At 68.4% G+C, this 26,994-nt stretch carries 17 protein-coding genes and 1 pseudogene; 5 read left to right on the plus strand and 13 right to left on the minus strand.

All coding sequences use genetic code 11. From position 1 onward, the window contains the following. From ACN5KJ_RS12300 to ACN5KJ_RS12330, 7 genes are all read right to left on the minus strand, one after another. A complete protein-coding gene (locus tag ACN5KJ_RS12300; protein ID WP_418594276.1) occupies window positions 1–1,611 on the minus strand; it encodes a cytochrome ubiquinol oxidase subunit I in 1,611 nt (536 codons plus the stop codon). Window positions 1,612–2,145: 534 nt separating this feature from the next. After that, entirely contained in the window at window positions 2,146–4,485 is a 2,340-nt protein-coding gene (locus ACN5KJ_RS12305) for a DEAD/DEAH box helicase (RefSeq protein WP_418594277.1), read from the minus strand. A 213-nt stretch (window positions 4,486–4,698) separates the two neighbouring features. Then, the gene (locus tag ACN5KJ_RS12310; RefSeq protein ID WP_418594279.1) at window positions 4,699–5,550 is read right to left on the minus strand and encodes a shikimate dehydrogenase family protein; all 852 of its coding nucleotides are present in this window, start codon (window positions 5,548–5,550) and stop codon (window positions 4,699–4,701) included. Next, entirely contained in the window at window positions 5,547–7,064 is a 1,518-nt protein-coding gene (locus tag ACN5KJ_RS12315; protein ID WP_418594281.1) for a tripartite tricarboxylate transporter permease, read from the minus strand. Before ACN5KJ_RS12315 ends, ACN5KJ_RS12310 begins: the two co-directional genes overlap by 4 nt. Beyond that, window positions 7,064–7,639: a tripartite tricarboxylate transporter TctB family protein gene (locus ACN5KJ_RS12320; protein ID WP_347165427.1), complete on the minus strand. Its 576-nt coding sequence runs from the start codon at window positions 7,637–7,639 to the stop codon at window positions 7,064–7,066. The genes ACN5KJ_RS12315 and ACN5KJ_RS12320 overlap by 1 nt, the downstream gene beginning before the upstream one ends. Window positions 7,640–7,913: 274 nt before the next feature. After that, window positions 7,914–8,915, minus strand: a complete 1,002-nt coding sequence (locus ACN5KJ_RS12325; RefSeq protein ID WP_418594283.1) for a Bug family tripartite tricarboxylate transporter substrate binding protein — start codon at window positions 8,913–8,915, stop codon at window positions 7,914–7,916. Between the two features lie 108 nt (window positions 8,916–9,023). After that, on the minus strand, window positions 9,024–9,950 hold the full coding sequence (locus ACN5KJ_RS12330; RefSeq protein ID WP_418594285.1) for a LysR family transcriptional regulator: 927 nt from the start codon (window positions 9,948–9,950) through the stop codon (window positions 9,024–9,026). A gap of 431 nt (window positions 9,951–10,381) precedes the next feature. Between ACN5KJ_RS12330 and ACN5KJ_RS12335 the strand changes: the two genes are divergently transcribed. Next, window positions 10,382–11,623 (plus strand): AGE family epimerase/isomerase, encoded by a 1,242-nt coding sequence (locus tag ACN5KJ_RS12335; RefSeq protein ID WP_418594286.1) that lies wholly within the window; start codon window positions 10,382–10,384, stop codon window positions 11,621–11,623. 289 nt (window positions 11,624–11,912) lie between these two features. On the opposite strand, the gene katG is transcribed toward ACN5KJ_RS12335, so the two are convergent. Then, complete coding sequence (katG, locus tag ACN5KJ_RS12340) at window positions 11,913–14,132, minus strand: catalase/peroxidase HPI (protein WP_418594288.1); 2,220 nt, start codon at window positions 14,130–14,132, stop codon at window positions 11,913–11,915. A 205-nt stretch (window positions 14,133–14,337) separates the two neighbouring features. On the opposite strand from katG, the gene ACN5KJ_RS12345 reads away from it, so the two are divergent. The 4 genes from ACN5KJ_RS12345 (at window position 14,338) to ACN5KJ_RS12360 (ending at window position 20,770) form a co-directional block, all read left to right on the plus strand. Beyond that, window positions 14,338–15,234: a LysR substrate-binding domain-containing protein gene (locus tag ACN5KJ_RS12345; RefSeq protein ID WP_418594290.1), complete on the plus strand. Its 897-nt coding sequence runs from the start codon at window positions 14,338–14,340 to the stop codon at window positions 15,232–15,234. 415 nt (window positions 15,235–15,649) lie between these two features. Beyond that, window positions 15,650–16,075: a PACE efflux transporter gene (locus ACN5KJ_RS12350; RefSeq protein ID WP_418594291.1), complete on the plus strand. Its 426-nt coding sequence runs from the start codon at window positions 15,650–15,652 to the stop codon at window positions 16,073–16,075. A 157-nt stretch (window positions 16,076–16,232) separates the two neighbouring features. Then, on the plus strand, window positions 16,233–17,612 hold the full coding sequence (locus tag ACN5KJ_RS12355) for an efflux RND transporter periplasmic adaptor subunit (RefSeq protein WP_418594292.1): 1,380 nt from the start codon (window positions 16,233–16,235) through the stop codon (window positions 17,610–17,612). Further along, on the plus strand, window positions 17,609–20,770 hold the full coding sequence (locus tag ACN5KJ_RS12360; protein WP_418594294.1) for an efflux RND transporter permease subunit: 3,162 nt from the start codon (window positions 17,609–17,611) through the stop codon (window positions 20,768–20,770). Before ACN5KJ_RS12355 ends, ACN5KJ_RS12360 begins: the two co-directional genes overlap by 4 nt. A gap of 375 nt (window positions 20,771–21,145) precedes the next feature. On the opposite strand, the pseudogene ACN5KJ_RS12365 reads toward ACN5KJ_RS12360, so the two are convergent. The 5 genes and pseudogenes from ACN5KJ_RS12365 to ACN5KJ_RS12385 all read right to left on the minus strand — a co-directional run bounded on the left by ACN5KJ_RS12365 (window position 21,146) and on the right by ACN5KJ_RS12385 (window position 26,612). After that, window positions 21,146–21,824, minus strand: a pseudogene (locus tag ACN5KJ_RS12365) (acyl-CoA dehydrogenase family protein). A 65-nt stretch (window positions 21,825–21,889) separates the two neighbouring features. Further along, complete coding sequence (locus tag ACN5KJ_RS12370) at window positions 21,890–23,119, minus strand: OpgC family protein (RefSeq protein ID WP_418594296.1); 1,230 nt, start codon at window positions 23,117–23,119, stop codon at window positions 21,890–21,892. After that, window positions 23,106–24,887 carry a glucans biosynthesis glucosyltransferase MdoH gene (mdoH, locus tag ACN5KJ_RS12375; RefSeq protein ID WP_418594298.1) on the minus strand — a complete coding sequence of 594 codons (1,782 nt, stop codon included), beginning with the start codon at window positions 24,885–24,887 and terminating at the stop codon, window positions 23,106–23,108. The genes ACN5KJ_RS12370 and mdoH overlap by 14 nt, the downstream gene beginning before the upstream one ends. Before the next feature lie 7 nt (window positions 24,888–24,894). Next, window positions 24,895–25,065: a hypothetical protein gene (locus ACN5KJ_RS12380; protein ID WP_347165410.1), complete on the minus strand. Its 171-nt coding sequence runs from the start codon at window positions 25,063–25,065 to the stop codon at window positions 24,895–24,897. Continuing rightward, window positions 25,062–26,612: a glucan biosynthesis protein gene (locus ACN5KJ_RS12385; RefSeq protein WP_418594299.1), complete on the minus strand. Its 1,551-nt coding sequence runs from the start codon at window positions 26,610–26,612 to the stop codon at window positions 25,062–25,064. Before ACN5KJ_RS12385 ends, ACN5KJ_RS12380 begins: the two co-directional genes overlap by 4 nt. Window positions 26,613–26,994 lie beyond the last annotated feature (382 nt).

Genomic DNA, 26,994 nt, shown 5'->3' on the forward strand with positions numbered 1-26,994 from the left:
TCACTCCGCAGGGTTGGCGATGGGGGTCACGGTGCCCGCGCTGCGCAGGCGCGCCTCGTGGCGGCGCTGCCAGTCGTCGGTTTCGTCGACGTCCTGAAACGGGCCCTTGCGGATGTATTTCACCATCAGCCGGACCTCGATCACGAAGAGCACGGTGTAGAAGAGCATGAAGCCCGCAAGCGTGAAAAGCAGGTCCGCGATGGTCAGGTGCGAGGCCGACATGGCCGTGGGCAACAGCCCCGAGACCGTCCAGGGCTGGCGCCCGAACTCGGCGACGAACCAGCCCATCTCGGCGGCGATCCACGGCATGGGGATCCATGCCACGGCGCCCCAGAGCAGCCAGCGCGGATAGTGCCCGCCCCTGAAGGAGGTCAGCCAGAAGAAGGCCGCCGTTAGCACGATGAAGCTGACGCCGAGGCCCACCATGATGCGGAAGGCCCAGAACAGCGGCGGCACATGGGGCACCGTATCCCATGCGGCCTGCGCGATCTGCTCTTCGCTGGCTTCGCGCGGGTCGTCGACATAGCGCTTCAGCAGGAAGGCATAGCCGAGGTCCATGGAGTTCTGCTCGAAGCGGAAGCGCGCCTCGGAGGGGGCCGCGTCGCGTTCTTCGCGGATGGTCATCAGCGCATCATAGGCGATGATGCCGCGCCGCACGCGGCCCTCGTTCTCGGCCACCAGATCCTTGATGCCGGTGATTTCCTCGGTCAGGCTGCGGGTGCCGATCAGCCCCATGACCCAGGGGATCTCGACCGCGTAATGGGTTTCCCGCGCCTCCTGGTCGGGGAAGCCCACCAGCGTGAAGGGGGCGGGGGCCTCATGCGTGTCCCACATCGCCTCGATGGCGGCCAGCTTCATCTTCTGCACCTGCCCGGTGGCATAGCCGCTCTCGTCGCCCAGCACGACGACGGAGAGCGCCGAGGCGAGGCCGAAGGCCGAGGCCACCGCGATGGACCGCCGCGCGAGGTCGGTGAAGCGCCCCTGCAACAGATACAGCGACGAGATCCCCAGCACGAAGATCGAGGCGGTGACATAGCCCGCCGAGACGGTGTGCACGAATTTCGACTGGGCGACCTCATTGAAGAGCACCGCGAAGAAATCGGTCATCTCCATGCGCATGGTGTCGGGATTGAATTCCGCGCCGACCGGGTTGTTCATCCAGCCGTTGGCGATCAGGATCCACAGCGCCGAGAAGTTCGACCCGATGGCCACCAGCCAGGCCACGACGCAATGCGCGACCTTCGACAGCTTGTCCCAGCCGAAGAAGAAGAGGCCCACGAAGGTCGCCTCGAGGAAGAAGGCCATCAGCCCCTCGATCGCCAGGGGCGCGCCGAAGACGTCGCCGACGTAGTGGCTGTAATAGGACCAGTTCATGCCGAACTGGAACTCCATCGTGATGCCGGTGGCGACGCCGAGCACGAAGTTGATGCCGAAGAGGGTGCCCCAGAACTTCGTCATCTGCCGCCAGATCGGGCGGTTCGTCATGACGTAGACGGTTTCCATGATCGCCACGAGGATCGACAGACCCAGTGTCAGCGGCACGAAGAGGAAGTGGTACATGGCGGTCATCGCGAACTGCAGGCGCGACAATTCCACAAGGCCGATTTCCATCACGAAAGCTCCTTTTTCAGGCTGTGACGGTTTGTGTCTTGGCTGCGGTATATTCTGACTCGCAGATACCCCTATATTACAGCGCAATCCGCCGGACCGCCGCGCGCGATTTGTCACGGCGGGGCTGTGTCCGGTGCAGGGCGGGGTTCCGGGGGGCGTTGGCGCAGAGGGGCTCTGCCCCCGGCCCGGAAGGGCCTCCCCCGAGGTATTTGTCGGACCAAAGAAGCGGGGGGCGTCGGTTCGCGGGGCAATCCCGAGGGCCCGGGTCTTCGGCGGGGCCTTGGTGCGGGTGTCTGGGAAGAGGGGCGGGGCCGGGCCGGTGCAGGCGGGGCAAAGCGCTTGCGCGGGGGGGCTAGGACCGGGGCAGGCGGGGCTTGGGCAGACGGGGGCCGGGCGCAGGGGCACAGGGCCGGGGCGGATGGCGCCCCGGGTGGCAGCACGGCGCCTGGGTCTTCGGGTCAGATCAGCGGCGTGCCGGGAGAGCGGTGGTGCGCTTCGGGCCATCGAGGGGGCCCGAAGCGCGCGGGGTGCCGGTCAGTCGCGGGGCTTGCCGCGCCGGGGCGTTTCGAAACCGCCCTCGCGGCGGGGGCCGGCTTTGCCAGCACCCGCGGGGCTGTGCTTGCCCTTCACCGGTTTGCCGCCGCCCGGCTTGGCCTTCTTGCGCAGCGAGACGCTGGGGTCGGTGCTGCCGGGGCGGCCCTTGGGTTTCTCTGACCCGGTCTTGTGGTCCGGGCGTCCGGCATCGCTGCGCGGCTTGCGCGGGCGGTCCTCGCCATCCTTGCCGAAGGGTTTGCCGTCGCGCTTGCCAAAGGGCCGGTCGCCGTCTCCACGCTTGCCGAAGGGCTTGCCGTCGCGTTTGCCGAAGGGGCGGTCGCCGTCGTCACGCTTGCCGAAGGGTTTGCCGTCCTTCTTGCCGAAAGGCCGGTCGCCGTCGGGTTTGCGGAACGGCTTGTCGCCGTCCTTGCGCTTGCCGTAGGGCTTGTCGCCGCCCTTGCGGTCGAACGTCCGGTCGCCGTCCTCGCGTTTGGCATAGGGTTTCCTGGCGGGGCGCTCGGCGCCGTCCTCGCGGCCCGAGGGACGGTCGCCGCGCCCGGAGGGGCGGCTGTCGTCGGATCCGGACCACACCGGCTTGGTCGCGGGGCCGTCCTCGCGTGCCTCGCGGCGCGGGCGGGCGGGGCGATCCTCGCGCGGCGCGCGTTCGGGACGCGGGCCACGATCCGGGCGCGGGCCACGGTCGGGGCGGGGGCCACGGGGGCCACCGTCGCGCGGGCCACTGTCGCGGGGCTTGCGCTGCGGCAGGTCGGGCACGCCGTCGAACAGCCGGGCCGAGACCTCGTCCTCCAGTGCGCCATCGGGGCCGAGGCTGGCCATGAAGCTGTCGACCACCGGTTCGGACAGCTCCACGTAGGTCTCCTTGTCGGTCACGCGGATCGCGCCGATGGCATTCTTGTCGAGGTTGCCCGTGCGGCACAGCAGCGGCAGCAGCCAGCGCGCCTCGGCGCGGTTGTCGCGGCCCACCGACAGGGCGATCCAGCGGCTGGGGCCGAAATCGCGCGGCTCTTTCCTGGGTGCCCGCTCGCCCGGCGCGCGCAGCTCTTCCGGCGCGGCGTGGTTCTGTTCGTGCAGACGCAGGAAGGCCGTGGCCACGGCGGCGGGACCGAAGGCTTCGAGCAGCCGCTCGCCCAGGGCCGCCTGTTCCTCTGTCGCGCCGTGGTTCCAGGCCGGATCGGCCATCAGCCGCGCCTCGTCGGCCTCGCGGATCGCGGCGGGAGAGGGGGCCTCGACCCAGTCGGCGGTGATCTTGGCCCATTTGAGCAGGCGGGTGGCCTTGCCCATGGCCTTGGGGGTGACCATCAGGATCGAGATGCCCTTGCGGCCTGCGCGCCCGGTCCGGCCCGAGCGGTGCAGCAGGCTTTCGGTGTTCATCGGCAGGTCGGCGTGGATCACGAGGCTGAGGTTCGGCAGGTCGATGCCGCGCGCCGCCACGTCGGTGGCCACGCAGACCCGGGCCCGCCCGTCGCGCATCGCCTGAAGCGCGTGGGTGCGTTCCGCCTGGCTGAGCTCGCCCGACAGGCTGACGGCGGCAAGGCCGCGGTTCGCCAGCCGCGCGGCGAGGTGGTTCACCTGCGCGCGGGTGTTGGCGAAGACGATGGCATTGCCGTCGTGGTGAAAGCGCAGGAGGTTGAAGATCGCCGGTTCGACGTCCTGCTGGGCCACGCGCATCGCCTGATAGGTGATGTCGCTGTGCTGCTCGCGGGTGTCGATGGTGCTGATGCGCTGCGCGTCGCGCTGGAAGGTCTGGGCCAGCTTCAGGATGGTCGGCGGCACGGTGGCCGAGAACAGCAGGGTGCGGCGCGTCTCGGGCGCTTCGCCGAGGATGAATTCGAGGTCCTCGCGGAAGCCCAGGTCGAGCATCTCGTCGGCCTCGTCCAGCACGACGGCGCGCAGGCCCGAAAGGTCGAGCGCGCCGCGCTCGATATGGTCGCGCAGGCGGCCCGGGGTGCCGACGACGATATGGGCGCCGCGCTCCAGCGCGCGCCGTTCGGTGCGGGCGTCCATGCCGCCGATGCAGGAGGTCACCAGCGCGCGGGTCTGGCCGTAGAGCCACATCAGTTCCTGCCGCACCTGCACGGCGAGTTCACGGGTGGGGGCGATGATCAGCGCCAGCGGCTCGGCGGCGGGGCCGAAGTGGTGGGCCTCGTCCAGCAGTGTCGGCGCGATGGCAAGGCCGAAGCCCACGGTCTTGCCCGACCCGGTCTGGGCCGAGACCAGCAGGTCGGCCTGTGCCAGTTCGGGGGCGATCACGGCCTCCTGCACGGGGGTGAGGGTTTCGTAACCGCGCTCGGACAGCGCTGCGGAAAGGGGAGGAAGCATCGGGAGGGGGGTATCCATGGCAGAGGGCGGCGAACCCGGCGCGCGGCGCGCGCGGGCGCAAGCCATGGCTCTTACGCCAAGGCGGCGCCGGAGTATACAGCGAATTCGCGACGGATTGCCACGGGGGCGGCGGCTGTCCCTGCGCGGCGGGTGTGGTGGGGGGAAGCCCGTTCGAACGGGCTTTGTCAAAGGCGCTTCGAAGCGCCTTTGACCTCAGGCTTCGGCGGGGGCGTCCAGAAGCGACCGGCGCAGGGCCGCTTCGTCCAGCGGCAGACCGGCGAAATGCGCCCAGGCGTGCACACCCTGGTAGAAGAACAGCTCGTAGCCCGAAATGACGGTCAGACCGGCCCGCGCCGCATCGCACAGGAAGGGCGTGTCGACCGGCGTATAGACCGCGTCGAAGCACCATGTGGCGCCGGTCAGGGCCTGCGCCTCGATGGGGGTGCCTTCGTAGCCGACCATGCCGACCGGCGTGCAGTTGATGATCCCGTCCGCGCCGCGCGCCGCGGCTTCGGCGGTTGCCGCCACTGTCACGCGCAGGCCGGGGCTTGCGGCCCGAAGCTCTGCCGCCATGGTCTGGGCCTTGGCCGCGTCGCGGTCCACCAGCCGGATCTCTGCCGCGCCCATCGACGCCAGCGCGAAGGCCACGGCGCGGCCCACGCCGCCGGTGCCGATCAGGCAGACCGTGCCGGGGGCGGTATCGCCGCGCAGGCCCCGGTAGGCTGCGGTGAAACCGCTGTAATCGGTGTTGAAGCCCCGGGGCCCCTCGGGGCCGAAGAGCACCGTGTTCACCGCCCCGATGGCACGGACCAGCGGGTCCTCCACCGTGACCTTCTTCGCCGCACGTTCCTTGTACGGATAGGTCACGTTGATGCCGCGATAGCCGCGCGCCGCGCAGGCGTCGAAGACGCTGTCGAACGCCTCTCCCATGTCCTTGGGGACCAGCCTGTCGTAGCGCACGGTCTTGCCGTTCTGCGCCCCCGCGAGGCGGTGCAGCAGCGGTGTGCGCGAGCGGGCGATATTGTCGCCGATCAGGCCAAGCAGCAGGTCGGGCGTGTCATTCATGGTCTGGGTCCTTCCGTCTGGCCGAAGAGCCGGGCCTTGCCCCAGCGCCAGACCGGCGTCTGCGACACGAAGATCAGGATCACCGAGATCAGCAGCGCCAGCGAGAGCGGGCTGCCGAGGATGCCCTCGAAGAAGCGGCCCAGGTCCTCGCGTTCCGAGATGATCGCCCGGCGCCAGTTGTCGTCCAGGAGGCGCGAGAGGATCACGCCAAGGATCACCGGCCCCAGCGGGTAACCGTAGTGCCGCATGAAATAGCCGAAGACGCCGAAGCCCAGCATCCAGTAGACATCTGCCACCGCGTTGTTCACCGCGTAGGCGCCGACGATGGACAGCAGCATGATCAGCGGGATCAGGGCGCTGCGCGGCATTTCGACGATCTTCGTGAACAGCTTGATCCCGGTCAGGCCGAAGAGCAGCATGAAGCAGTTGGCCATGATCAGGCAGCCGACGATGAACCAGAACATGTCGGGCTGGTCGATCATCAGCATCGGGCCGGGGTTCAGCCCGTGGATGAAGAGCGCGCCGATCATGATGGCGGTCACCGCGTCGCCGGGAATGCCCAGCGTCATCATCGGGATGAAGGCCCCGCCCACGGCCGAGTTGTTGGCGGTCTCGGGGGCCACCAGCCCCTCTATCGCGCCCTCGCCGAAGGGGCGTTCGGGGTCCTTCGTCACGCGCTTGGCGTGGTCGTAGGCCATCAGCGCCGCGATGTCGCCGCCGGTGCCGGGCAGGGCGCCGATGACCACGCCGATGGTCGAGGTCTGCAGGCTGAGCGGCAGGTGCTTCCGGACTGTGGCCAGCGAGGGCAGGATGCGGCTGATCTTCTGCCGGACGGCGGATTTGTCGACGTGGTGCAGCTGCAACAGCGCCTCGGAGACGCCGAACATGCCGATCATGACCGCGATGAAGGAGATCCCGCCCTCCATCAGTTGCAGGTCGAAGGTGAAGCGCTCGGTGAAGGTCAGCGGGTCGCGGCCGACGCAGCCGATGCCGATCCCCAGCGCACCGGCGAAGATGCCCTTGGTCAGCGACCCCTGCGACAGCGAGCCGACCAGCAGGATGCCGAGCACCGCCAGCAGCATGTAGTCGCGCGGCTGGAACCGGAGCGCGAAGTCCGAGACCATGGGCGCGGCCAGCGCCAGCACGCCGATGCCCACGAAGCCGCCGATGAAGCTCATGACGGTGGTGACGCCGATGGCGGTGCCCGCCTCGCCGCGCTGCGCCATGGGGTAGCCGTCCAGCGCCGTGGCGATGGCCGAGGGCGCGCCGGGGATGTTCAGCAGGATCGCCGTGCGCGAGCCGCCGTAGACGCCGCCCATGTAGATGCCGATCATCAGCGAGATTGCCGGATAGACATCCCAGGAGAAGGTGAAGGAGATCAGGATCGACACCGCCATGGTCACCGACAGGCCGGGGATCGCGCCGATATAGATGCCCGCGAAGGTGCCCAGGCCCACCAGCAGCAACAGCTGCGGCTGGGTGAGGACGGTGAGGATGTTCATCAGCGCGTCCATCAGGCCTCTCCTCCGGCGGTCAGGGTGCGGAAGAATTGCAGCAGTTCCGCCTCGGGCAGGATGCCGGAGGGCATGAGCACGGAAAAGACGATGCGGAAGACCAGCCAGATCAGCAGCAGGCTGCCCAGCGAGACCGCCAGCGTCCAGCCCCAGCCGCGCCGGCCCAGGATCCTGATCGCGGTGATCAGGAACAGCGCCGAGGTCGGCAGGAAGCCCAGCGGGCGCAGCAAGAGGCCGTAGGCGATCAGCAGCGCGGCGAAGAGCATGACCACCGGAGGCAGGATATCCTTCAGCACCGTTTCGGAGCGGTCCTTCGGCAGGCGCGCGGTCTGGACCAGCACCAGCCCGGCGCTGAGCAGCATGACGAAGGTCGCGGCCACCGGGATGGCCCGCGGCGAGGACAGGCCGTTGGGGCCGAAGCTGTTCTCGATCCCCCAGGCATCGAACAGCAGGAAGGCGCTGGCGCCGGTCAGGACGGCGGCAAAGAGCAGCTCTCCGGGGCGGCGCTTTCCGGGCTCTCCGCCCGGCGTGGCATCGGAAGTGCCGTCGTGGTGGTCGGGGTCGAGGTGCTGCATGGATGCCTCCCTGTGCATCTGCAAGTGCGGCCTTCGGGGAAATCCGGGCGGGGCTTGCCGGAAGGTCGCTGCCATGGGCTGGCGGGTGTCGGAACGCACGCGGTCCTGGTCTGGCGAGAGCGGCGCCGGGTGGGGACGGCGGTGCCGGGTTTGCGAGACCTGCTTTCGGGGCGGGCTTCGGTGGCGAGGGGCGCTGCCCCTCCCTCTCCCCGGGATATTTCCGGACAGAAGAAGGGGCCGGCGCCGCGTTCCCTGCGGCGCCGCGCCGTTCTGGTCATTCCCCGGGGCGGGCGATGCCGAAGTCCTCGGGCGAGTTCTTTGCCAGACCGGCATCCTGCAGCAGCCAGGCGGTGCCCTGCTGCCACTTGGCCAGGAAGGCCTCTGCCTCGTCGCCGGAGATGCCCATCAGCGTGAAGCCGCGGCCCTGCATCATCTCGACGAACTCGGGGTTCTGCGCGCCCTCGGCATAGGCGGCGGATAGCTTGGCGACCACATCCTCGGGCGTGTCCTTGGGGGTGAAGACGCCGAAGAAGGGCCCCCAGGGCAGGTAGGTGTTGAAGCCCTCGCTGGTTTCGGTCACCGGGGCCACGTCGGGCAGCTGATCGACGCCCTGCGGGTCGACGACGGTCAGGGCCTTCACGTTGCCGGCGCGGATCGGGTCGAGGGCGATGCCCAGCACGACGGCCATGACGTCGATGGCGCCGCCCTGCAGGCCGGTCAGGGCCGGGCCGTCGCCGTCATAGGGCACCTCGATCACGTCCAGGTCGCCCTCGACGGCCTTCACCATCGCGGTCACGACCGAGGCCAGGCCGCCCGGCCCGGTGGAGCCGAAGCGGACCTCGCCGGGGTTTGCCTTCACGTAGTCGATCATCTCGGCATAGGTGTCGAAGGGCGCCTCGCTGCCGGCCACGAGGATCGGTGTGCCGCGGGCGAGGATCGAGACCGGGGTGAATTCCGAGTAGTCCTTGTCGCCAAGGCCCATGATCTTGTAAAGCAAAGGGTTTTCCGCGCCCATCAGCAGGGTGTAGCCGTCGGCGGACGAGCCCGCGACATGGTTCAGCGCGATGGCGCCCACGGCGCCGGTCATGTTCTGCATGACGACCGTGCCGCCCAGGACCTCTTCGGCATGCGGGGTGACAGAGCGCATCACGGTATCGGTGGACCCGCCGGCGCCCCACTGGATGATGCCCTGGATTTCCTTTTCGGGGTAGTCCGCAAGGGCCGCGGTTGCGCCAAGCGACAGGGCACCGATCGCGCCGAGAATGAATGTCTTCATGAAGTCCTCCCTATGGGTCCGAGTCGGGCCTGCCGACGGTCTGGCAATACACTGATGAGCGTGGGTCGTAACGTCAAACATCGGTTTTGGCCATGCGTTAACATCTTGTTACGAATCCCCGTAGTAACTGTCGCGGTCGGCGCAGGCCCGGGCCAGTTCGCGGCGGAACTGCTGGATCGCGAATTCGGCAAAGCCCGAGAGCACGCGGCCCTTCTTGCGCACGATATAGGTGCCGATGGGCACCGTCTCTGCCAGCGGGCGCCGGATGACGCCCGGCATGTAGACCTCGGCGACCGAGAACTCGTCGATGACCGCGACACCCAGCCCGTGCCGGACGAGGCTGACCAGCGTCTGGGCAAAGCGTCCGCGCATCGCGTGGTTCAGCGGCAGGCCGGCGCGGCGGAAGGGTTCCGCGATCAGCCGGCCATAGGGGTCCTCGGGGTCGAGACCGACCAGCGCCTCGCCGGTCAGGTCGTGGACAGAGACCGTCCGCTGCGCGGCCAGCCGGTGGCCCTCGGGGAGGATCACCACAAGCTGGCCCTCGGCGATCTTCTCGTTCTCGATGGCGGCATTGTCGACCGCATAGCTCATGACCACGAATTCGCCGCGTTCGAGCAGCAGGTAATCCACCGTTTCCTCGATCTTCAGGATATTGAGGTCGATGAAGAGATCGGCATAGCGCGCCCGGACACGGCGCAGGGCGCGGGCCGCCACGAACTGCGCGATCGAGGGCGCAGAGGCGAAGGCCAGCGTCACGTCCTCGCCCTTTTGCAGGGATCCCAGCGCCCGTTGCAGGTTGGCGACGCCGGTATAGACCTCGCGGATCTGGTCGAAGACCGGCCCGGCCTCGACCGAGGGGGTGAACAGCCCGGCCTTGCGCTCGAACAGGCGGATGCCCAGCGATTCCTCGGCGTGTTTCACAAGGCGGCTGATGCCGGGAGCCGAGACGTTCAGCAGCTTCGCGGCACCGGTTATGGTGCCGGTCATCATCACGGCGCGGATCACCTCGATCTGGCGCAGGGTCATTTCCGGCATGGCCCGTCCTCCCGCGTTCAGCGTAACACGATGTTACTCAGGCGGAAATGTCGTAATTTGAGGTTAAGTCGTGGCGGGGCGCGCCCGTCGCCGGGCGGCTCCGCAGGCATGGCGCGCCGGGCGCCGTTGGCGCTGGGCCCGGGCGCGGTGGTCGGGGAGCCGCGCGGCGCCTTTTGCCGAACCGGCCGGGGGACGGGGCGCGGGCAGGCCCCCGGTATCGGCCGGCGCCCGGCGCAGGCGGTCCTGACACGACACCGCCTTGACGCGGCCAAGCGCCTGCGAAAAGACCGCCAGACCTGCCGTGGGGCGATCCCTGCGGCAGAGGCTTTTCTTTCCTGTGTGTTTCCGGGCAAAATCCGCAAGGGTGTGCCTGACTGTCAGCGCAGGGGATACCCGTCTGCAAGGGGGCGAAGGCCCGAAGGAGTGTGTGAATGACCGATCTGCGTCTGGCCGACCCGGGCCACGAAGGGTCCTGGCTGAACGACCCGGTGCACCGTCGCTACCTGCGCGCCGACGCAGAGCGGCAGGTGCGCTTCTTCGCGCTCAGCCTGCGGGGCGACGGCGGGTTTGACGCGCTGGACCATGACGCCCAGCCGCTTCTGCGGCAGGGGCAGGAGCTGCATACCACGACGCGGCTGGTGCATTCCTTCGCGCTGGCGTCCGCGGCGGGCTTCGGCGGCACCGAAGAGATCGTTGACGCCGGGATGCGCTATCTGTGGACCGTCCACCGCGACCCGATGCATGGCGGCTATCTCTGGTCGGTGGACGAGAACGGCGTGCACGACGGCAGCAAGCTGGCCTACGGGCATGTCTTCGTCCTGCTGGCGGCCTCCAGCGCCGCGCTGATCGGCCATCCGCTTGCACAGACCCTGATGGAGGACATCCTGACGGTGCTCGACACGCGCTTTTCCGACGAGGGACGGGCGCTGTTCCAGGACGAGTTCACCCGCGACTGGCAGGTGTTTTCGGATTACCGGGGCATGAACGCCAACATGCACGGGACAGAGGCGCTGCTGGCCGCCTATGAGGCGACCGGGGACCGCAGGCACCTTGATCGCGCGGGCGACATCCTTGATTTCTTCACCCGGTCCATGGCGGGCGAATACGGGAACCGCATCCCCGAACATTACACCTCGGACTGGGAGGTTGACCCGGATTACAGCGGCAACCCGATGTTCCGCCCCGCCGGGACCACGCCGGGCCATTCTCTGGAATTCGCGCGGCTTATGCTGCATCACTGGGATCTCGCCGGACGGCCCGAGGGGGACACGGTCGGCCGCGCCCGGGCGCTGGTGACACAGGCGCTGTCCGACGCGTGGCGCGAGGACGGTGGCCTTGTCTACACGCTGAACGCCGCCGGTGGGGTGGCGATCCCGGACCGCTACTGGTGGCCGGTGACAGAGGGCATCGGCGCGCTTGCCAGCCTGCTCAAGATCAGCGCCGATGCGAAACTGGAAGCCTGGTACCGGCGGCTCTGGAAGTTCGCCCATGGCGCGCTGATCGACCGCGAGAGGGGCGGGTGGTATCCGGAACTGGGCGAGGATGGGCGCCCGGTGTCGCGCCAGTTCATCGGCAAGCCGGACATCTACCACGCGCTTCAGGCCGATCTTCTGCCGCTGGCGCCGGGCCTGTCCCGCAGCATCGAGGGGCTCAGGGATACGCGCGGCGCCTGAGGCGCAGCGGGCGCGGGCGGCGTTTCCGGGGTCCGCCGCGCGACCGGTCCGACACCCTGCAAGGCGCGCGAGGGCAGGGCGCGGCACAATTGGTTCCCGCAGGCCTTGGCCCTGCGCAATGCCCCCGCGCCGGGTGTTGCCGGACCCCGGTCGGCGTGCCGGTTTTCATCCCTGAAAACCGACCCCGCTACGCCCGCATGGGCCATGCAAAAAGGCCCCCGCGCCGGAACGCGGGGACCCTTGATAAAGTGCTTTGCGGCGCCCCGGGCGGGCCGGGGCGCGTAGCGGCTTAGGCCAGTTCGAAGCGGTCCGCGTCCATCACCTTGGCCCAGGCCTTGGCGAAATCGCGTACGAACTTCTGCTTGCTGTCTTCCTGCGCATAGACCTCGGAGACCGCGCGCAGCTGCGAGTTCGAGCCGAAGACCAGGTCGCAGCGCGTGCCCGTCCACTTGACCGCGCCGGTCTTGCGGTCCTTGGCCTCGAAGAGCTGCTCGCTGTCGTCGGTCTTGGCCCAGTTCACGCCCATGTCCAGCAGGTTGACGAAGAAGTCGTTCGTCAGCTGGCCCTTGCGGGTGGTCAGCACGCCGTGATCGGTGCCGCCGTGGTTGGCGCCCAGCACGCGCAAGCCGCCGATCAGCACCGTCATCTCGGGTGCGGAAAGCTCCAGCAGCTGCGCGCGGTCGACCAGCATCGCCTCGGCCGGAACCGACAGCGCCTCGGGCATGTAGTTGCGGAAGCCGTCGACCTGCGGCTCCAGCGGCTCGAAGCTTTCTGCGTCGGTCTGTTCGGCGCTGGCATCGGTGCGGCCCGGGGTGAAGGGTACGTCGACCGGGTTGCCCGCGTCCGCCGCGGCCTTCTCGATCGCGGCATTGCCGCCCAGCACGATCAGGTCGGCCAGCGAGACCTTCTTGCCGCCCGAGGCAGAGCCGTTGAAGTCCGACTGGATGCCTTCCAGCACGCCCAGAACCTTCGCCAACTGCTCGGGCTGGTTGACCGCCCAGTCCTTCTGCGGAGCAAGGCGGATGCGGGCACCGTTGGCGCCACCACGCTTGTCCGAGCCGCGATAGGTCGAGGCGGAGGACCACGCCGTGTAGACCAGTTCCGAAACCGTGAGGCCGGAGGCAAGGATCTTGTCCTTCAGCGCCTTGAGGTCGGCATCATCGGCCAGCGCGTGATCGACGGCGGGGATCGGATCCTGCCAGATCAGCTCTTCGGCGGGCACCTCGTCGCCGAGATACAGCACCTTCGGACCCATGTCGCGGTGGGTCAGCTTGAACCAGGCGCGGGCGAAGGCATCGGCGAACTTCTCGGGGTTGGCGTGGAAGTCGCGCGAGATGCGGGCGTATTCCGGGTCTTCGCGCATCGCCATGTCGGCGGTGGTCATCATGGTGGTGACCTTCGCGCCCGAGCCGTCGACCTGAGGCGCCATGTCCTCGTCCTTGGGGTTCACCGGGTGCCACTGCTTCGCGCCAGCGGGCGATTTCACCAGCTCCCATTCGTAGCCGAAGAGCACGTCGAAATAGCTCATGTCCCACTGGGTCGGGGTCGGGGTCCACGGGCCTTCGATGCCGGATGTGATGGCATCGACGCCGCTGCCGGACTTGTGGCTGGACAGCCAGCCAAGACCCATGGCCTCCATCGGGGCGGCTTCGGGCTCGGGGCCGACGAGACCCGCGTCACCGGCGCCATGCGCCTTGCCGAAGGTGTGGCCACCGGCGGTCAGCGCGACGGTTTCCTCGTCGTTCATCGCCATGCGGGCAAAGGTCTCGCGGATGTCGCGCGCCGAGGCCAGCGGATCGGGGTTGCCGTCCGGGCCCTCGGGGTTGACGTAGATCAGGCCCATCTGCACGGCGGCCAGCGGGTTTTCCAGAGCGCGGTCGCCGGAATAGCGGCTGCCTTCCTTGTCCGAGGTGGCCAGCCACTCGGTTTCCGCACCCCAGTAGATGTCTTCCTCGGGCGCCCAGACGTCGGCACGGCCGCCGCCGAAGCCGAAGGTCTTGAAGCCCATGGATTCCAGCGCGACGTTGCCCGCCAGGATCATCAGGTCGGCCCAGCTGATCTGGTTGCCGTACTTCTGCTTGACCGGCCAGAGCAGGCGGCGGGCCTTGTCGAGGTTGCCGTTGTCCGGCCACGAGTTCAGCGGCGCGAAACGCTGCGTGCCCGAGGTCGCGCCGCCGCGCCCGTCGGCGGTGCGGTAGGTGCCCGCCGAGTGCCAGGCCATGCGGATGAAGAACGGACCGTAGTGGCCGTAATCCGCGGGCCACCAGTCCTGGCTGTCGGTCATCAGCGCGGTCAGGTCGGCCTTCAGCGCCTTCAGGTCCAGCTTCTTGAAATCCTCGGCGTAGGAATAGCTCTCGCCCATCGGGTCGAGGCGCGGGTGCTTCTGGTGCAGGATGTTCAGGTTCAGCTGGTTCGGCCACCACTCGCGATTGCTGCGGGTGCGGTTGGTGCTGGCGATCATCGTGGCATGGGCCTTCATCGGGCATCCGCCGATATCATTTCCGTCCATGTCGGGTCTCCTGTCGGGCGCTGGCTGGGGTTGACGCATGGTCAACCCGTTGAATACGTGTAGAAAAGCAGAGAATTCGGCACGCGTGAACGCCGCCCTTCGGGCGATCGTCCAGGCCTCCTCCCCGGCGTTTCTAGAACCTTTCTAACAAGGCTAGATGATATGTTTAAGTTGAAATTTCAGATCGTTCCAATAACTTTTGCCTATGACGAACATGACCCTGAAACAACTGCGCTATTTCGAGGCCGTCGCCCGGCATGGCCACTTCGGGCGCGCCGCCTCGGCCTGCGCGATCTCGCAACCGGCGCTGTCGGTGCAGATACGCGATCTTGAAGAGGATCTCGGCGCGCAGCTGTTCGAGCGCAGCGCGCGGCAGATCCGCCTGACCCAGTTCGGAGAGGACATCCTGTCGCGCGTGCGCGGCATCCTGAGCGGGGTCGAGGAATTGCAGGACTATGCCCGGGCCGCGCGCGAAAGCCCGCTGTCGCGGCTGCGGCTGGGGATCATCCCGACCATCGCCCCCTACCTGCTGCCGCGCATCATCGGCCATCTGTCCGCCCGGCACGCGGCCATCGACCTTCAGGTGCGCGAGACGCTGACCTCGCGACTGATCGAGGAGTTGCAGGCGCGCCGGATCGATGCGGCCATCGTGGCGCTGCCGATCTCAGAGCCGGAGCTGGCCGAGGTGCCGCTGTTCGACGAGGATTTCGTGCTGGTCCGCCCGCTGGCGGATGCCGGCAAGCCGGTCCCGGACGGCGAAACCCTGTCGCGGATGCGCCTGCTGCTGCTGGAAGAGGGGCACTGCTTCCGCGATCAGGCGCTGTCGTTCTGCAGCCTGCAGCCGGGGGCGCCGCGCGACGGGCTGGACGGGTCGTCGCTGACCACGCTGGTGCAGATGGTCGCGGCGGGCATCGGCGTGACGCTGATCCCGGACATGGCGGTCGGTGTCGAGGCGAAGGGCGCCGCGGTGGACGTGGCCCGCTTTGCGCGCCCGGTGCCAAGGCGCAGCGTCGGCATGGTCTGGCGCAAGGCAAGCCCGCTGCAAGAGAGCTTTGCGGAAATCGCCGAAACGGTGCGCGAGGCGGCGGCAACAGAACGGTAAGACGGCGCGGGCCCGGGCGCCTTTGGGGCAGGGGGCGAGCGTCACGGGGCGTCCGGTCCTGCGCTGCCGCGCCCCGGGGCGTCCGAAGCGGGGCAGGCGCTGCCCGTGCCGGTTTTGTCCCGGGCGGCGACAGCGCCATCCCGCTATTCATGGCTGCGTGATGAACCCCGGCGGTGCCTTGCGGATGGGTCGGGTTGCCGCCCCGTCGCCTCTGGCGGACCGTGCCCGGAGGCGGCTGCGCCATTGCGCGATCCCGGCCCCCGGTTGTCCGCCTGTGCCGTGGCAATCGCCGCAGGCGTCCGGCGCGCCGGGCTTGACGACACCCCGGGCAGGGGGCATGTCCCAAGCCGTGAGGACGACCTCCCCCTGATGGACAATTGCCGGGACGACCCGGCCCCGGATAGAGGTTGCCCCGATGCGCTCCTTCCCCGACCGCCTTCGCCACGCCATCAGCTTCGAGGCGCTGGCCCTGCTGATCGTCACCCCGCTTGGCGCCTGGGTCTTCGACCATGCCCTGTCCGAAATCGGCGTGATCGCCGTGGTCGGGGCCACGCTCGCCACGCTCTGGACGCTGCTTTACAACTGGCTTTTCGACCTTGCCCTGAACCGCCGCACCGGAAGCACGCTCAAGACGCCGCGCGTGCGTGTCCTGCATGCGCTGATGTTCGAGGCCGGTCTGCTGGTCCTGCTGGCCCCCTTCATCGCGTGGTATCTTGCCGTCCCGCTGCTGGAGGCGCTGGTCATGGACGTGGCCTTTGCGGGGTTTTACGTGGTCTATGCTTTCGCCTACAACTGGCTCTACGACCGGGTGTTTCCGCTGCCGGAGTGGTCGCAGGGCTGAGAACCGGCTTTCCCGTCCAAGGGGCTGCGCTACTTCCCGCCGTGAACCGGTCTTTTTGCTGTTCTGCAGCAAAATGGGGTTCAAATCCAAACTGACCGGTTTACATCGCGTCAGGATGGCGCGCCAAAGGTGCGGGACAGGGAACGGGACGGAGCAGATGACCGACAAGAGCAGCGAAACGGGCGCGAGAGAGCTCAGCTTCGAAACCGACAGGGGCGCGTCGCGGTCCTTCTGGATCGCCACGGCGGTGCTTCTGGCCGTCATCGGCTGGATGGCAAGTGGCTTCATCCTGCCCTCCGCCGAACCCGAGGCCGCCCCCGCCGAAGCCGAGGTGCGGCTGGCCTCGGTCTCTGTCACCGCCTCCGCGGCCAAGCCCGTTACCCTGACCTTCAGCGCCGAGGGGCAGGCGCTGCCGGACCGCGACACCATGATCCGCGCCGAATCCTCGGGCGACGTGGGCGAGCTGCTGGTGCGCAAGGGCCAGAACGTGGCGCGCGGTGCGGTGATCGCCACCCTGACCACCGCGCAGCTGGACGCCGACCTGACCCGTGCGCGCGAAGAGCTTGCGGTGGCGCAGCGCGAATACGACAATGCCTCGGCGCTGTTGCAGCGCGGCGTTGCCACGGCGGACCGTGTCAGTTCCGCCCGCGCCTCGCTGGCCGCCGCAGAGGCGCAGGTGACCGCCGCCGAAGAGGCCCTGCGCAATGCGCGGATCGTGGCGCCCTTCGCCGGTCGCATCGAAACGCTCAGCCTCGACGAGGGCGAATTCGTCACCTCGGGTGCCGAGGTCGGGCGCATCGTCGACAACAGGCCGCTCACGGTCGAGATACAGGTGCCGCAGCAGGCGCTGAACCGGGTGAAGACCGGCCAGACCGCCCGCGTGACCTTCATCACCGGCGAAACGCTGGAGGGCGAGGTGACCTTCGTCGGCACCGCCGCCGCCTCCTCGACCCGGACATTCCTTGCGGAGATCACCGTCGAGAACGCCGATGGCAGGATCCCGGCGGGCATCTCGGCGCAGATCGTCATCCCGACCGGCGAGGCCACGGCCCATTTCCTTGCGCCCTCTTCGGTTTCGCTGAGCGAGGACGGCGAACTCGGGGTCAAGGTCGTCGAGGATGGCAAGGTCGCCTTCAGGCCCATCGAGATCGTCAAGGCGGATCTGAACGGCGTCTGGGCGACGGGCCTGCCGGAGACCGCCGAGGTCATCACCATCGGGCAGGGCTATGTCCGGGACGGCGAAAGCGTCACCGTGCAACCGGCGCCCTCGGGCGCGGGAGAGACCGAAGCCGAAGGCGCCGTGGCCGCCGCAACGGAACCGGACCCCGAAGCCTCTGCAGAACCGGCGACGGGCTCAGGCGCGGATGCTGTTACCCCGGAGGCCGATACCCCGGAGGCCAAACCCGATGCAGAGCCTGCCGGGACGGCGCCCGAAGCCGATACCCCGGAGGCAGAGCCCGGCGCGGCGACTCCGGCACCGCAGGCCGATCCGCAGGGCGGCGACGCGGCGGATACTCCGGCGGAGGCCGGGGAATGAACGGCCTCATCGACGCGGCCTTTTCCCGCTCTCGCGTGGTGCTGATTGCGCTGATCATGATCCTCAGCCTTGGCGCGATCGCCTATGTCTCTATCCCGAAAGAGGCCAACCCAGAGGTGCCGCTGCCGCTGGTCTATGTCTCGACCGGCATGGACGGCATCAGCCCCGGCGACGCGGAACGCCTGCTGCTGGAACCGATGGAGGCGGAATTCGGCTCTATCGAGGGGCTGGACAAGATGTCCTCCGAGGCCGCCGAAGGCTTTGCCTCGGTGCAGCTGGAATTCGCGGCGGGCGGCGACATCGACGAGGCGCTCGACAAGGTGCGCGAGGCGGTGGACACGGTCGAGGGCGACCTGCCCGAGGACGCCTATGACGTCAAGGTGACCGAGATCAACACGGCGCTCTTCCCGATCATCACCGTCGTTCTGTCCGGCCCGGTGCCGGAGCGCACGCTGAATGACCTTGCCGACGAAGCGCAGGAGGAAATCGAGGCGCTGGGCGGCGTGCTCGAGGTCGATATCGGCGGCGCGCGGGACGAGTTCCTCGAGGTGCTGATCGACCCGACGGTCTTCCAGACCTACAACCTGTCCTTCGACGAGATCATCAACCAGATCCAGCGCAACAACCGCCTGATCGCGGCAGGGGCCATCGAGACCGGCGGCGGGCGCATCGTGCTGAAGGTTCCCGGGCTGATCGAGGATCTGTCGGACGTGCTGGCCATGCCGGTCAAGGTCGACGGCAACACCGTCGTGACCTTCGCCGACGTGGCCACCGTGCGCCGCGCCTTCGAGGATCCGACCAGCTTCGCCCGCATCGACGGCCAGCCCGCACTGGCGCTGGAGGTCAAGAAACGCTCGGGCGCCAATATCATCGACACGGTTGCGGCGGTGCAATCCACCATGGAGACCCTGCGCGCCGACTGGCCGGACTCGCTGCACGTCACCTATCTTCAGGACCAGTCCGAAGAGGTGAAGACGCTGTTGTCGGATCTCGAGGCCAACGTGCTTGCCGCCGTCATGCTGGTGATGATCGTGATCCTCTACGCGCTGGGTCTGCGGTCCGCGATCCTTGTGGGGCTGGCGATTCCGGGGGCCTTTCTGGCGGGCGTGATCGTGCTGTGGGTCATGGGCTACACCATGAACATCGTGGTGCTCTTCTCGCTGATCCTCGTCGTTGGCATGCTGGTGGACGGCGCCATCGTCACGGTCGAACTGGCGGACCGGCACCTGCAGGAGGGCGACCCGCCCAAGCGCGCCTTTGCCCGCGCCGCGCGGCGCATGGCCTGGCCGATCATCGCCTCGACGGCCACGACGCTCTGCGTCTTCTTCCCGCTGCTGTTCTGGACCGGCGTGGTCGGGCAGTTCATGAAGTTCCTGCCGATTACCGTGATCATCACGCTGGCGGCCTCGCTCTTCATGGCGCTGATCTTCATTCCCGTGGTGGGGGGTGTCATCGGCAAGCGCCAGCCGCAGACCGCCAAGGCCAAGGCCGCGCTGCATGCCGCAGAAACCGGCGACCCGCGCCAGATCGGCGGGCTGACGGGGGCCTATGTGCGCGTGCTGCAATGGGCGATCCTGCGCCCGGGCGCCACGGTCCTGCTGGCGGTCGCCATGTTGCTCGGGGGCTTTGCCGCCTACGGAGAGTTCGGGCGGGGCGTCAGCTTCTTCCCCTCGGTCGAGCCCGAGTTCATGCAGGTCGAGGTGCGCGCCCGCGACAATATCTCGATCTACGAACGCGACACGCTGGTGCGGGTGGTCGAGCGCCGGCTGCTGGGCTTCGAGGGTGTCGAACATGTTTATGCACGCGTCTCGATGAGCGCGGGGCAGGGCGACGAGGATGTGATCGGGAGGATCCAGCTTGACCTGATCGACTGGGATCTGCGCCGCACCGCCGAGGAGATCGGAGAGGATATCCGTGCCGAGATGTCGGATATCGCCGGGATCGACGTGCAGGTGCAGACCGAAAGCGGCGGGCCGACCAGCGGCAAACCGGTCAATCTGGAGGTTTCGGCCTCGAACCCCGAGGATCAGGCCGCCGCGGTCGAACAGGCGCTGGCCCTGATGGAGCGGGTCGGCGGCTTTACCGACATCACCGACACGCGCCCCCTGCCGGGGGTCGAGGTCGCGGTGACCGTGGACCGGGCCGAGGCCGCGCGCTTTGGCGCCGACGTCAGCCTGCTGGGGCAGGCGGTGCAGCTGCTGACGCAGGGCATCACGGTGACCGACTACCGGCCCTCGGACGTGGACGGGGAAATGGACGTGCGCGTGCGCTTCCCGTCGGACGCGCGGTCGCTGACGGAACTGGCAAGCCTGCGGGTGCCGACCTCTTCGGGGCTGGTGCCGATCTCGAACTTCGTCAGCTTCTCGCCGGTCGAGCGGGTCGGCGTGATCCGCCGCATCGACGAGCGCAGGGTGACCACGATCGAGGCCAACGTGGCGCCGGGCCTTCTGGTCAACGACCAGATCGTCGCGCTGCGCGGCGCGCTCGACGGGGCGGAGCTGCCGGATACGGTCAGCTACACCTTCACCGGCGAGGCGGAGGACCAGCAGGAGTCGATGATCTTCCTCGGCTCGGCCTTCGTGGCGGCGATCTTCCTGATGTTCGTGATCCTGCTGATCCAGTTCAACAGCTTCTATCAAAGCTTCGTGGTCATGAGCGCCATTGTCTTCTCGGTCGCGGGCGTCCTTCTGGGGCTGATCGTCACCGGGCGGCCTTTCGGCATCGTCATGGGCGGCGTGGGCGTGATCGCGCTGGCCGGGATCGTGGTGAACAACAATATCGTCCTGATCGACACCTACAACGACCTGCGTCGAGACGGGCAGGCGCCGCTGGAGGCGGCGCTGCGCACCGGCGCCCAGCGTCTGCGTCCGGTCTTCCTGACCTCGGTCACCACGGCGCTGGGGCTGATGCCGATGGTGCTGGGGCTGAACATCGACTTCTTCGGCCGCGATATCGTGGTGGGGGCGCCCTCGACGCAATACTGGACCGAACTGTCCTCGGCCATCGCGGGCGGCCTGGCGGTGGCGACGGTGCTGACGCTGGTGGTGACGCCTGCCATGCTGATGCTGGCCGACCGTCCGCGCCGCCCGCGCAAGCGCCGCTGGCGCCGCGCCGAGTCGCCCGACCCGGCCCGCGACGTCCCGGGGTTGAAGCCCTAGGCGTTCAGCGCCGGCCCGGAGACCGGAGCGAAAGGCGGGCCTGGCCGCGCCCGAAACCTGACGGGTAAGGCGGGGTCTATTGCGCCTGTGGCGTCCTTGACGTTGCGGCGCGCGCGGAGTGGTGCCCCTGAGGCGTTTGTGCACGCCATGTTGACGCCGCATCGTTCCTGCGCGGCGGCGGCGATGGCGGAGCGCCTGCCTGCGCCGGAGAAGGGCGTGCCGCCCGGGCAGCAAAAGCGCCTGGAAGAGGGGCCCCGGCGGCGTGTTTCGCCCCGGCCCGTCATGCGCCCGGTCGGCGGCTGCGCCCGCGAGAAGGCCCCGGGGGCACCGGTGTCGCTGCCTCCTCCGTCGCTGACGCCGGGCGGTAAGGCAGCCTCAGGCGGTCAGGGCGCGGGCGATGACCAGTTTCTGTATATCGCTTGTGCCCTCGTAGATCTGGCAGACGCGCACGTCGCGGTAGATCCGTTCGACCGGGAAATCGGCGGTGTAGCCGTAGCCCCCGAAGACTTGTACCGCCGCCGAGCAGACCCGTTCCGCCATCTCCGAGGCAAAGAGCTTGGCCATGCTCGCCTCTTTCAGCGCGGGCTGCCTCGCGTCCTTCAGCGCGGCGGCATGGCGCACGAGGTGGCGCGCCGCCTCGACCTGGGTGGCCATATCCGCCAGCCGGAAGGCCACCGCCTGATGATCCACCAGCGCGCGGCCCATGCTGTGGCGGTCCTGCGCATAAGCGGTCGCCGCCTCCAGCGCGGCGCGCGCTTATGCGCAGGATCGGCACGCAGCCGACCGAGTTGTGGACGCTCATGATCGTCGACACCGCCCCGTCGCCCGCCGCGATCTCTTCCAGCGCGACGGCGTAGGACAGGTGGTCGGTGTAGCTGCCGCCGTGGTCTTCGGGCACCAGCATTCCCATGAACCCCAGCGCGCCCATCTCGGCCAGGGTCTCTGCGGGGAACTCCGCGGTGCGGTCCCTCTCGGCGGCCTGCGGTGCCAGCTTTTCGCGGGCAAAGCGGCGGGCCATCTCCTCGATCATGGCCTGGTTGTCGTCCAGCAGCATTGCCTGTCCTCCTCCTGTCCCTGTGGGGGAATGAAGGCGCAGCACCGCGACAGATGCAAGGCCTGCTATTCGGCGGCGTGGGCGACGGCGGCGGGGACGGGGAGGACGGCGGGCGCCTCCGATGCGGCGGGAACCGGCGCGGGACGGTGCGGCGCCTTCAGCGCCCGCAGGTGGCGCGCGATATAGGCGGCGGCATAAAGCAGGTAGAGGCCCATCGGCGGCAGTATCACCCCCAGCCATGCGGCATCGTTGTGGCCGTCCATCACCGCCTGAAAACCCATCGACAGGACGGTGCCGATGGCGAAGACCAGCAGCCCGTGCTGGCCCATCAGCCGCAGCGGCGCGGCCAGACGCGACCCGCAGGCGCGCAGCACCCAGGGCAGGCAGGACAGCACGTAGACCAGCGCCAGAACGTGCAGCAGGCGGGGCACGGCGAGGTAGGTCTTGTTGTGGGTGACAAAGGTATAGGGCAGCCCAAGGTCGCCCAGCCGCCACATCTGGTAGTTCATGAACTTGCCGAAGGCGGGGATCTCCTTCCACGCCAGCACGAAGAGCAGGAACCCGGCACAGAGCGCAAACAGCGGGCGCGACACCGGCACCAGCCGCTCTCCGCGCCGGTGGCGGATGCCGATGGCAAGGCCGAGGACGAAGATCACCTGCCAGGTGAAGGGGTTCAGGAACCAGCCGCCGTTGCCGGGAAAGTTCGGCATGTTCAGACGCGTCAGCCCGGCGACCAGCCAGAGCGCCGCCGACAGCGCCATAAGCAGGCCGGGCCGCCGCAGGCCCAGCATGATCGCGAAGGGCGCCACCAGCAGCAGGACGACATAGCTGGGCAGGATGTTCACATAGCCGATCTGATGGCCGAGGAAGGGCAGGGCGGGCAGCACCGTTTCCGGCGTCTGGAAGATGCCCTTCAGGTTATGCTTGGTCAGCAGGTCCGGCATGGCGTAATGCGCGGCGGCGGCGGCGAAGATCGCGATGGTCGCGACCGTCAGCAGCATCTGCACCATGTACAGCATCCAGGCCCGCGACCACAGCGGCGCCATGGCGGGCCAGAGGCCGGTCTGGTCGCGGGTCTCGAACCGGGCGGAATAGGCGATGCCCGCCGCCACGCCGGACATGACGAAGAAGGCCTCGGCGGCATCCGAGAAGCCCCAGTTGCGCAGGGTCCAGGCCTCGTAGGGGTTTCCGGGCACGTGGTCGATGAAGATCATCGCCAGCGCCAGCCCGCGAAAGGCGTCGATGCGCGGATCGCGGGGGCGCCGGACGGCGGACAGGGGGTCAGGCCGGGACATGGGCAGCAGAGCCTTCGACGGTCTCGGACCGGTCGCGCGGGGCGCTCCAGCCTTCGAGGATGGTGGTGTAATCGGTGAGGATCGCGGGCGGGTCGGTCTCTTCGGGGGTGCCGAAGACGGCCCGGGTCAGGCGGCGCGAGGACAGGGCGATCAGCCAGGGGGCCACGATCAGTGGCAGCAGGATCGGCAGCATCCAGACGGTCATCGCGGGGGCGAACCAGCCGACGATGCCCAGCCCGGTCATGCCAAGCGCGACGATCCAGAGGCTGCCGCGCCAGGCCTGCGCCACGGTCAGGAAGCCTTCTCCGCGCGCATTGGCGGGCCAGCCGCCGTCCTGTCCGGACAGCACCTGAAGCACCGCGCGGGTTTGGTACATCAGCATGACCGGCGCCAGCAGCGAGCTCAGCAGGATGTCCGTCAGCACCGCCGCCAGGGTAAGGCCGGGACCGCCGTAGGCGCGGGCGCGACCGCTCAGCGCGGCCTCGGCCCAGATCGCGAACTTGGGCAGGATCAGCAGGCATACGATGCCAAGGAACAGCGCCGTGATCTCCTTGCTGCGGTCGCTGGGGAAGACCGGGAACAACTGGTGCGGCTCGGGGAAGTAATCCGGCGGCACCGCCCAGATGGAGGCCGCGAGAGAGGCCAGAACGAAGCCCGCCCAAAGCAGGCAGACGAGGTAGGACAGGATGCCCTGAAGAAAGACGAAGCGGCTCCATGGGGCGAGGCCGGGCGCGAAGAGCAGGCGCATGTGCTGCAGGTTGCCCTGACACCAGCGGCGGTCGCGGCGGGCGTAGCTGTAGAGGTTCTCGGGGCCTTCCTCGTAAGAGCCGTCGATCTGCGGATCGACCTCGACCCGCCAGCCGTTGCGCGCCAGAAGCGCCGCCTCGACGTAGTCGTGGGACAGGATGTGGCCGCCGAAGGGCGCCTTTCCGGGCAGCTCCGGCAGGCCGCAGCTTTCGGCGAAGGCGCGCACGCGCACGATGGCGTTGTGACCCCAGAACGGCCCGGTGGCGCCCTGCATCCGCGCCAGCCCGCGCGAGAAGACGGCGCCGTGGAACGAGGCGGCGAATTGCATGGCGCGACCGAAGAACGAGCGCGCGAAGACGATGCGCGGCAGGGTCTGAAGCAGGCCCAGCGAGGGGTCGGCCATCATCCGCGCGATCATCTGCCGTATCGCGGCGCCGGTCATCAGGCTGTCGGCGTCGAGGATCACGGCGAACTCGTAGCGCCCGCCCGCGCGGCGGAAGAATTCCTCGACGTTGCCCGCCTTGCGCCCACGTCCGTCGCTGCGCTGTCGGTAGTAGATCCGCCCCTGACCGGTCGCCTTGGCGCGCAATTGCGCAAAGGCCTCGCGCTCGCGCGCGGCGGCAAAGGGCTCTCGGGTGTCCGACAGCACGGCCAGGTCCACCGACAGCCCCTCGGCGGCCAGCGAACGGTCGATGGCGGCGAGGCGCGAGAAGGTGGCAACCGGATCCTCGTTGCAGATCGGCATGAGCAGCACGGTCGCGGGCTGCACGCCGGTGATCTGCGGCGCGGCGCGCGGGCGCGCGGGGGCAAGACCCGCGAAGGCCAGCGAGGCGCCCCAGGCCAGCCATGCGGTGGTGATCAGGATCAGCACCGCCCGGAACCAGTCCAGCCAGTCCATGCCGTCCTGCAACGAGGCCTCGAACAGCAGGCCGCTTGCCACCAGCGCAAGCGACAGGGACACGCCGATGGCGATGCTGCGCACCACGCGGGTGCGGCTAGAGGCTGGCAGGGGGGCTGGCATCGGGCGGTCAGACAGCGGGGTTGCCGAAGAAGATGCGCAACCAGCCGCCGCGGCGCTCGGTCTCGGCACGGGTCAGGGCCTGCGTCGGCATGGCCAGCGGCGCCTCCGGGGGCAGCCAGGATTCGACGATGGCCTCGGCGCGCAGCGCCTGTTCTGTCAGTTCGGTATCGTGCTTCATTCCAGCATCCATTGGTAGAGCCAAGTCTCGGAGAGCACCCCGCCGTATCCGTCCAGCGAAGCCTTCAGCTCGGTGGTGCTGCCCGGCGCGGCGCGGGCCTCGACCACCAGCCGCCAGGTTCCCTGTGCGTCGTCGAGCCGGGACAGAACGGTTTCCGCGATCTCCCCCTTGGTGATGCTCACGTTCGCTTGAACATCCGCATCGCCCGGAAGTTCCCGCAAAACGCCGCCGGCGAAATCGATGACGAATTTCCGCCGATCGGTCGGCGTATCCACGCCGGAAACGCCGCCTTTTCCGACGCGCGTGCGCAGGATCCGGGCATGTTGCGAAGAGCCGTCACCCGGAGGCGTCATGCCCCAGCGCAAGCGGTAGGCGACCTCCAGCTCGGTTCCGGCGGTCATCTCGGCCTCTGGAATCCAGTAGGCCACGATATTGTCGTTGACCTCCAGATCCGAGGGGATTTCTAGCAGCCGCACGGTGCCCCGGCCCCAGTCGCCGAGCGGTTCGACCATGACCGAGGGGCGGCGTTCGTAATGCGCCTGCGCGTCGAGATACTGGTCGAAGTCGCGCTCGCGCTGGACCAGCCCGAAGGACACCGGGCTCTGCGCGCCGAGATAGGAGCTTGCCAGCCGTGGCGGGTTGTTCAGCGGGCGGAACAGCGTCTCGCCCGAGGGCAGGTTCACCACCAGCGCCTCGCTGTCGTGGACGGCGGGGCGGAAGTCGTCGAAATTGCCCGGATCGGAACCGCCGAAGAAATACATCGAGGTCAGCGGTGCGATGCCAAGCTGGGCGATGTCGTTGCGCAGGTACAGCCGTGCCGTGACCTCCATCGTGGTGACAGCGCCGGGGTGGATGACAAAGCGGTAGGCGCCGGTCACCGATTTGCTTTGCAGCGCGGCATAGAGCGTCAGCGTCTCGTCACCCTCGGCGGGGCGCTGCAGGTACAGTTCCGAGAAGCGGGGAAATTCCTCGCCCTCCGCCACGCCGGTGTTCACCGCCAGCCCGCGCGCGCTGAGCCCGTAGATGCTGTCGCGCCCCAGCGCGCGGAAGTAGCTTGCGCCAAGGAAGGTCACCAGCTCGTCGAACTTGTCGGCGCGGTTGAGCGGCGCCATGATCCGCACGCCCGCCGCGCCCGGAAGCTCGAAATGCTCGGGGATATCGCGCTTCAGCGAGGAATAGTCGAAGTCATCGGTCGAGAAGACCATCGGCCGCGCGGTCTCGTCCACCACCTCGAAGACATGCACCGGCTCGTTGAACAGCCAGCCGGGGTGGAAGGCGTTCATCTGGAAGCGCGCATGGTCGGCCCAGCGGTTGCGGTCGCGCGCGAATCGGATGCGCTGATACTCGTCGTAGCCGAGTTCGGCGGTGAAGCCGGGCAGCTTCTCGGCCACCGCCGGGGGATTGGCCGCCTGGTCCTTCATGCGCGCACTCAGCCAGTCGAAGGAAAAGGGCGTGCCGCCGCCGTCCTGCGGCTCGGCCTCTGCCGCTTCCTGCGCCGCAAGCGGCGCGATCCCGAAGGCCGCGGTCGAGGCCAGAAGGGCCGTCATGGCTGTTCTGCGGGTCATCAATTGGCCAGTGCGGGCCGGGTCGTTCAGCATGGGCGCCTCTGAGGATGTTCGTTCGGACAGATAAGTGCTTGCCGCAGCGCAGAAATCAAATGCCTCGGCGCATTTCTGCGCAACCGGGGGCAGAATCTTGCGCGCCCCGGCGATTCCGCGCCGATCCGGGCGGAAATTTCCCTTGAAAACAGCGGTTTCATGCCTGCGGTAAGTCGCGCAGCGCAAAACCTTTGAAGATGCGGGCAGGGTTCGCAGATCGGCACCAAAGGATTCGCGTTCGCACCGCGCGAACGGCACAGCGACGGTCGCGCGCTGCACCGCGCGTTATTAAGCCCGCCGCGTTGCGGCATCAACGGGATTCTTTAGGGCT

The sequence above is a fragment of the Ponticoccus sp. (in: a-proteobacteria) genome (genome assembly GCF_048381735.1).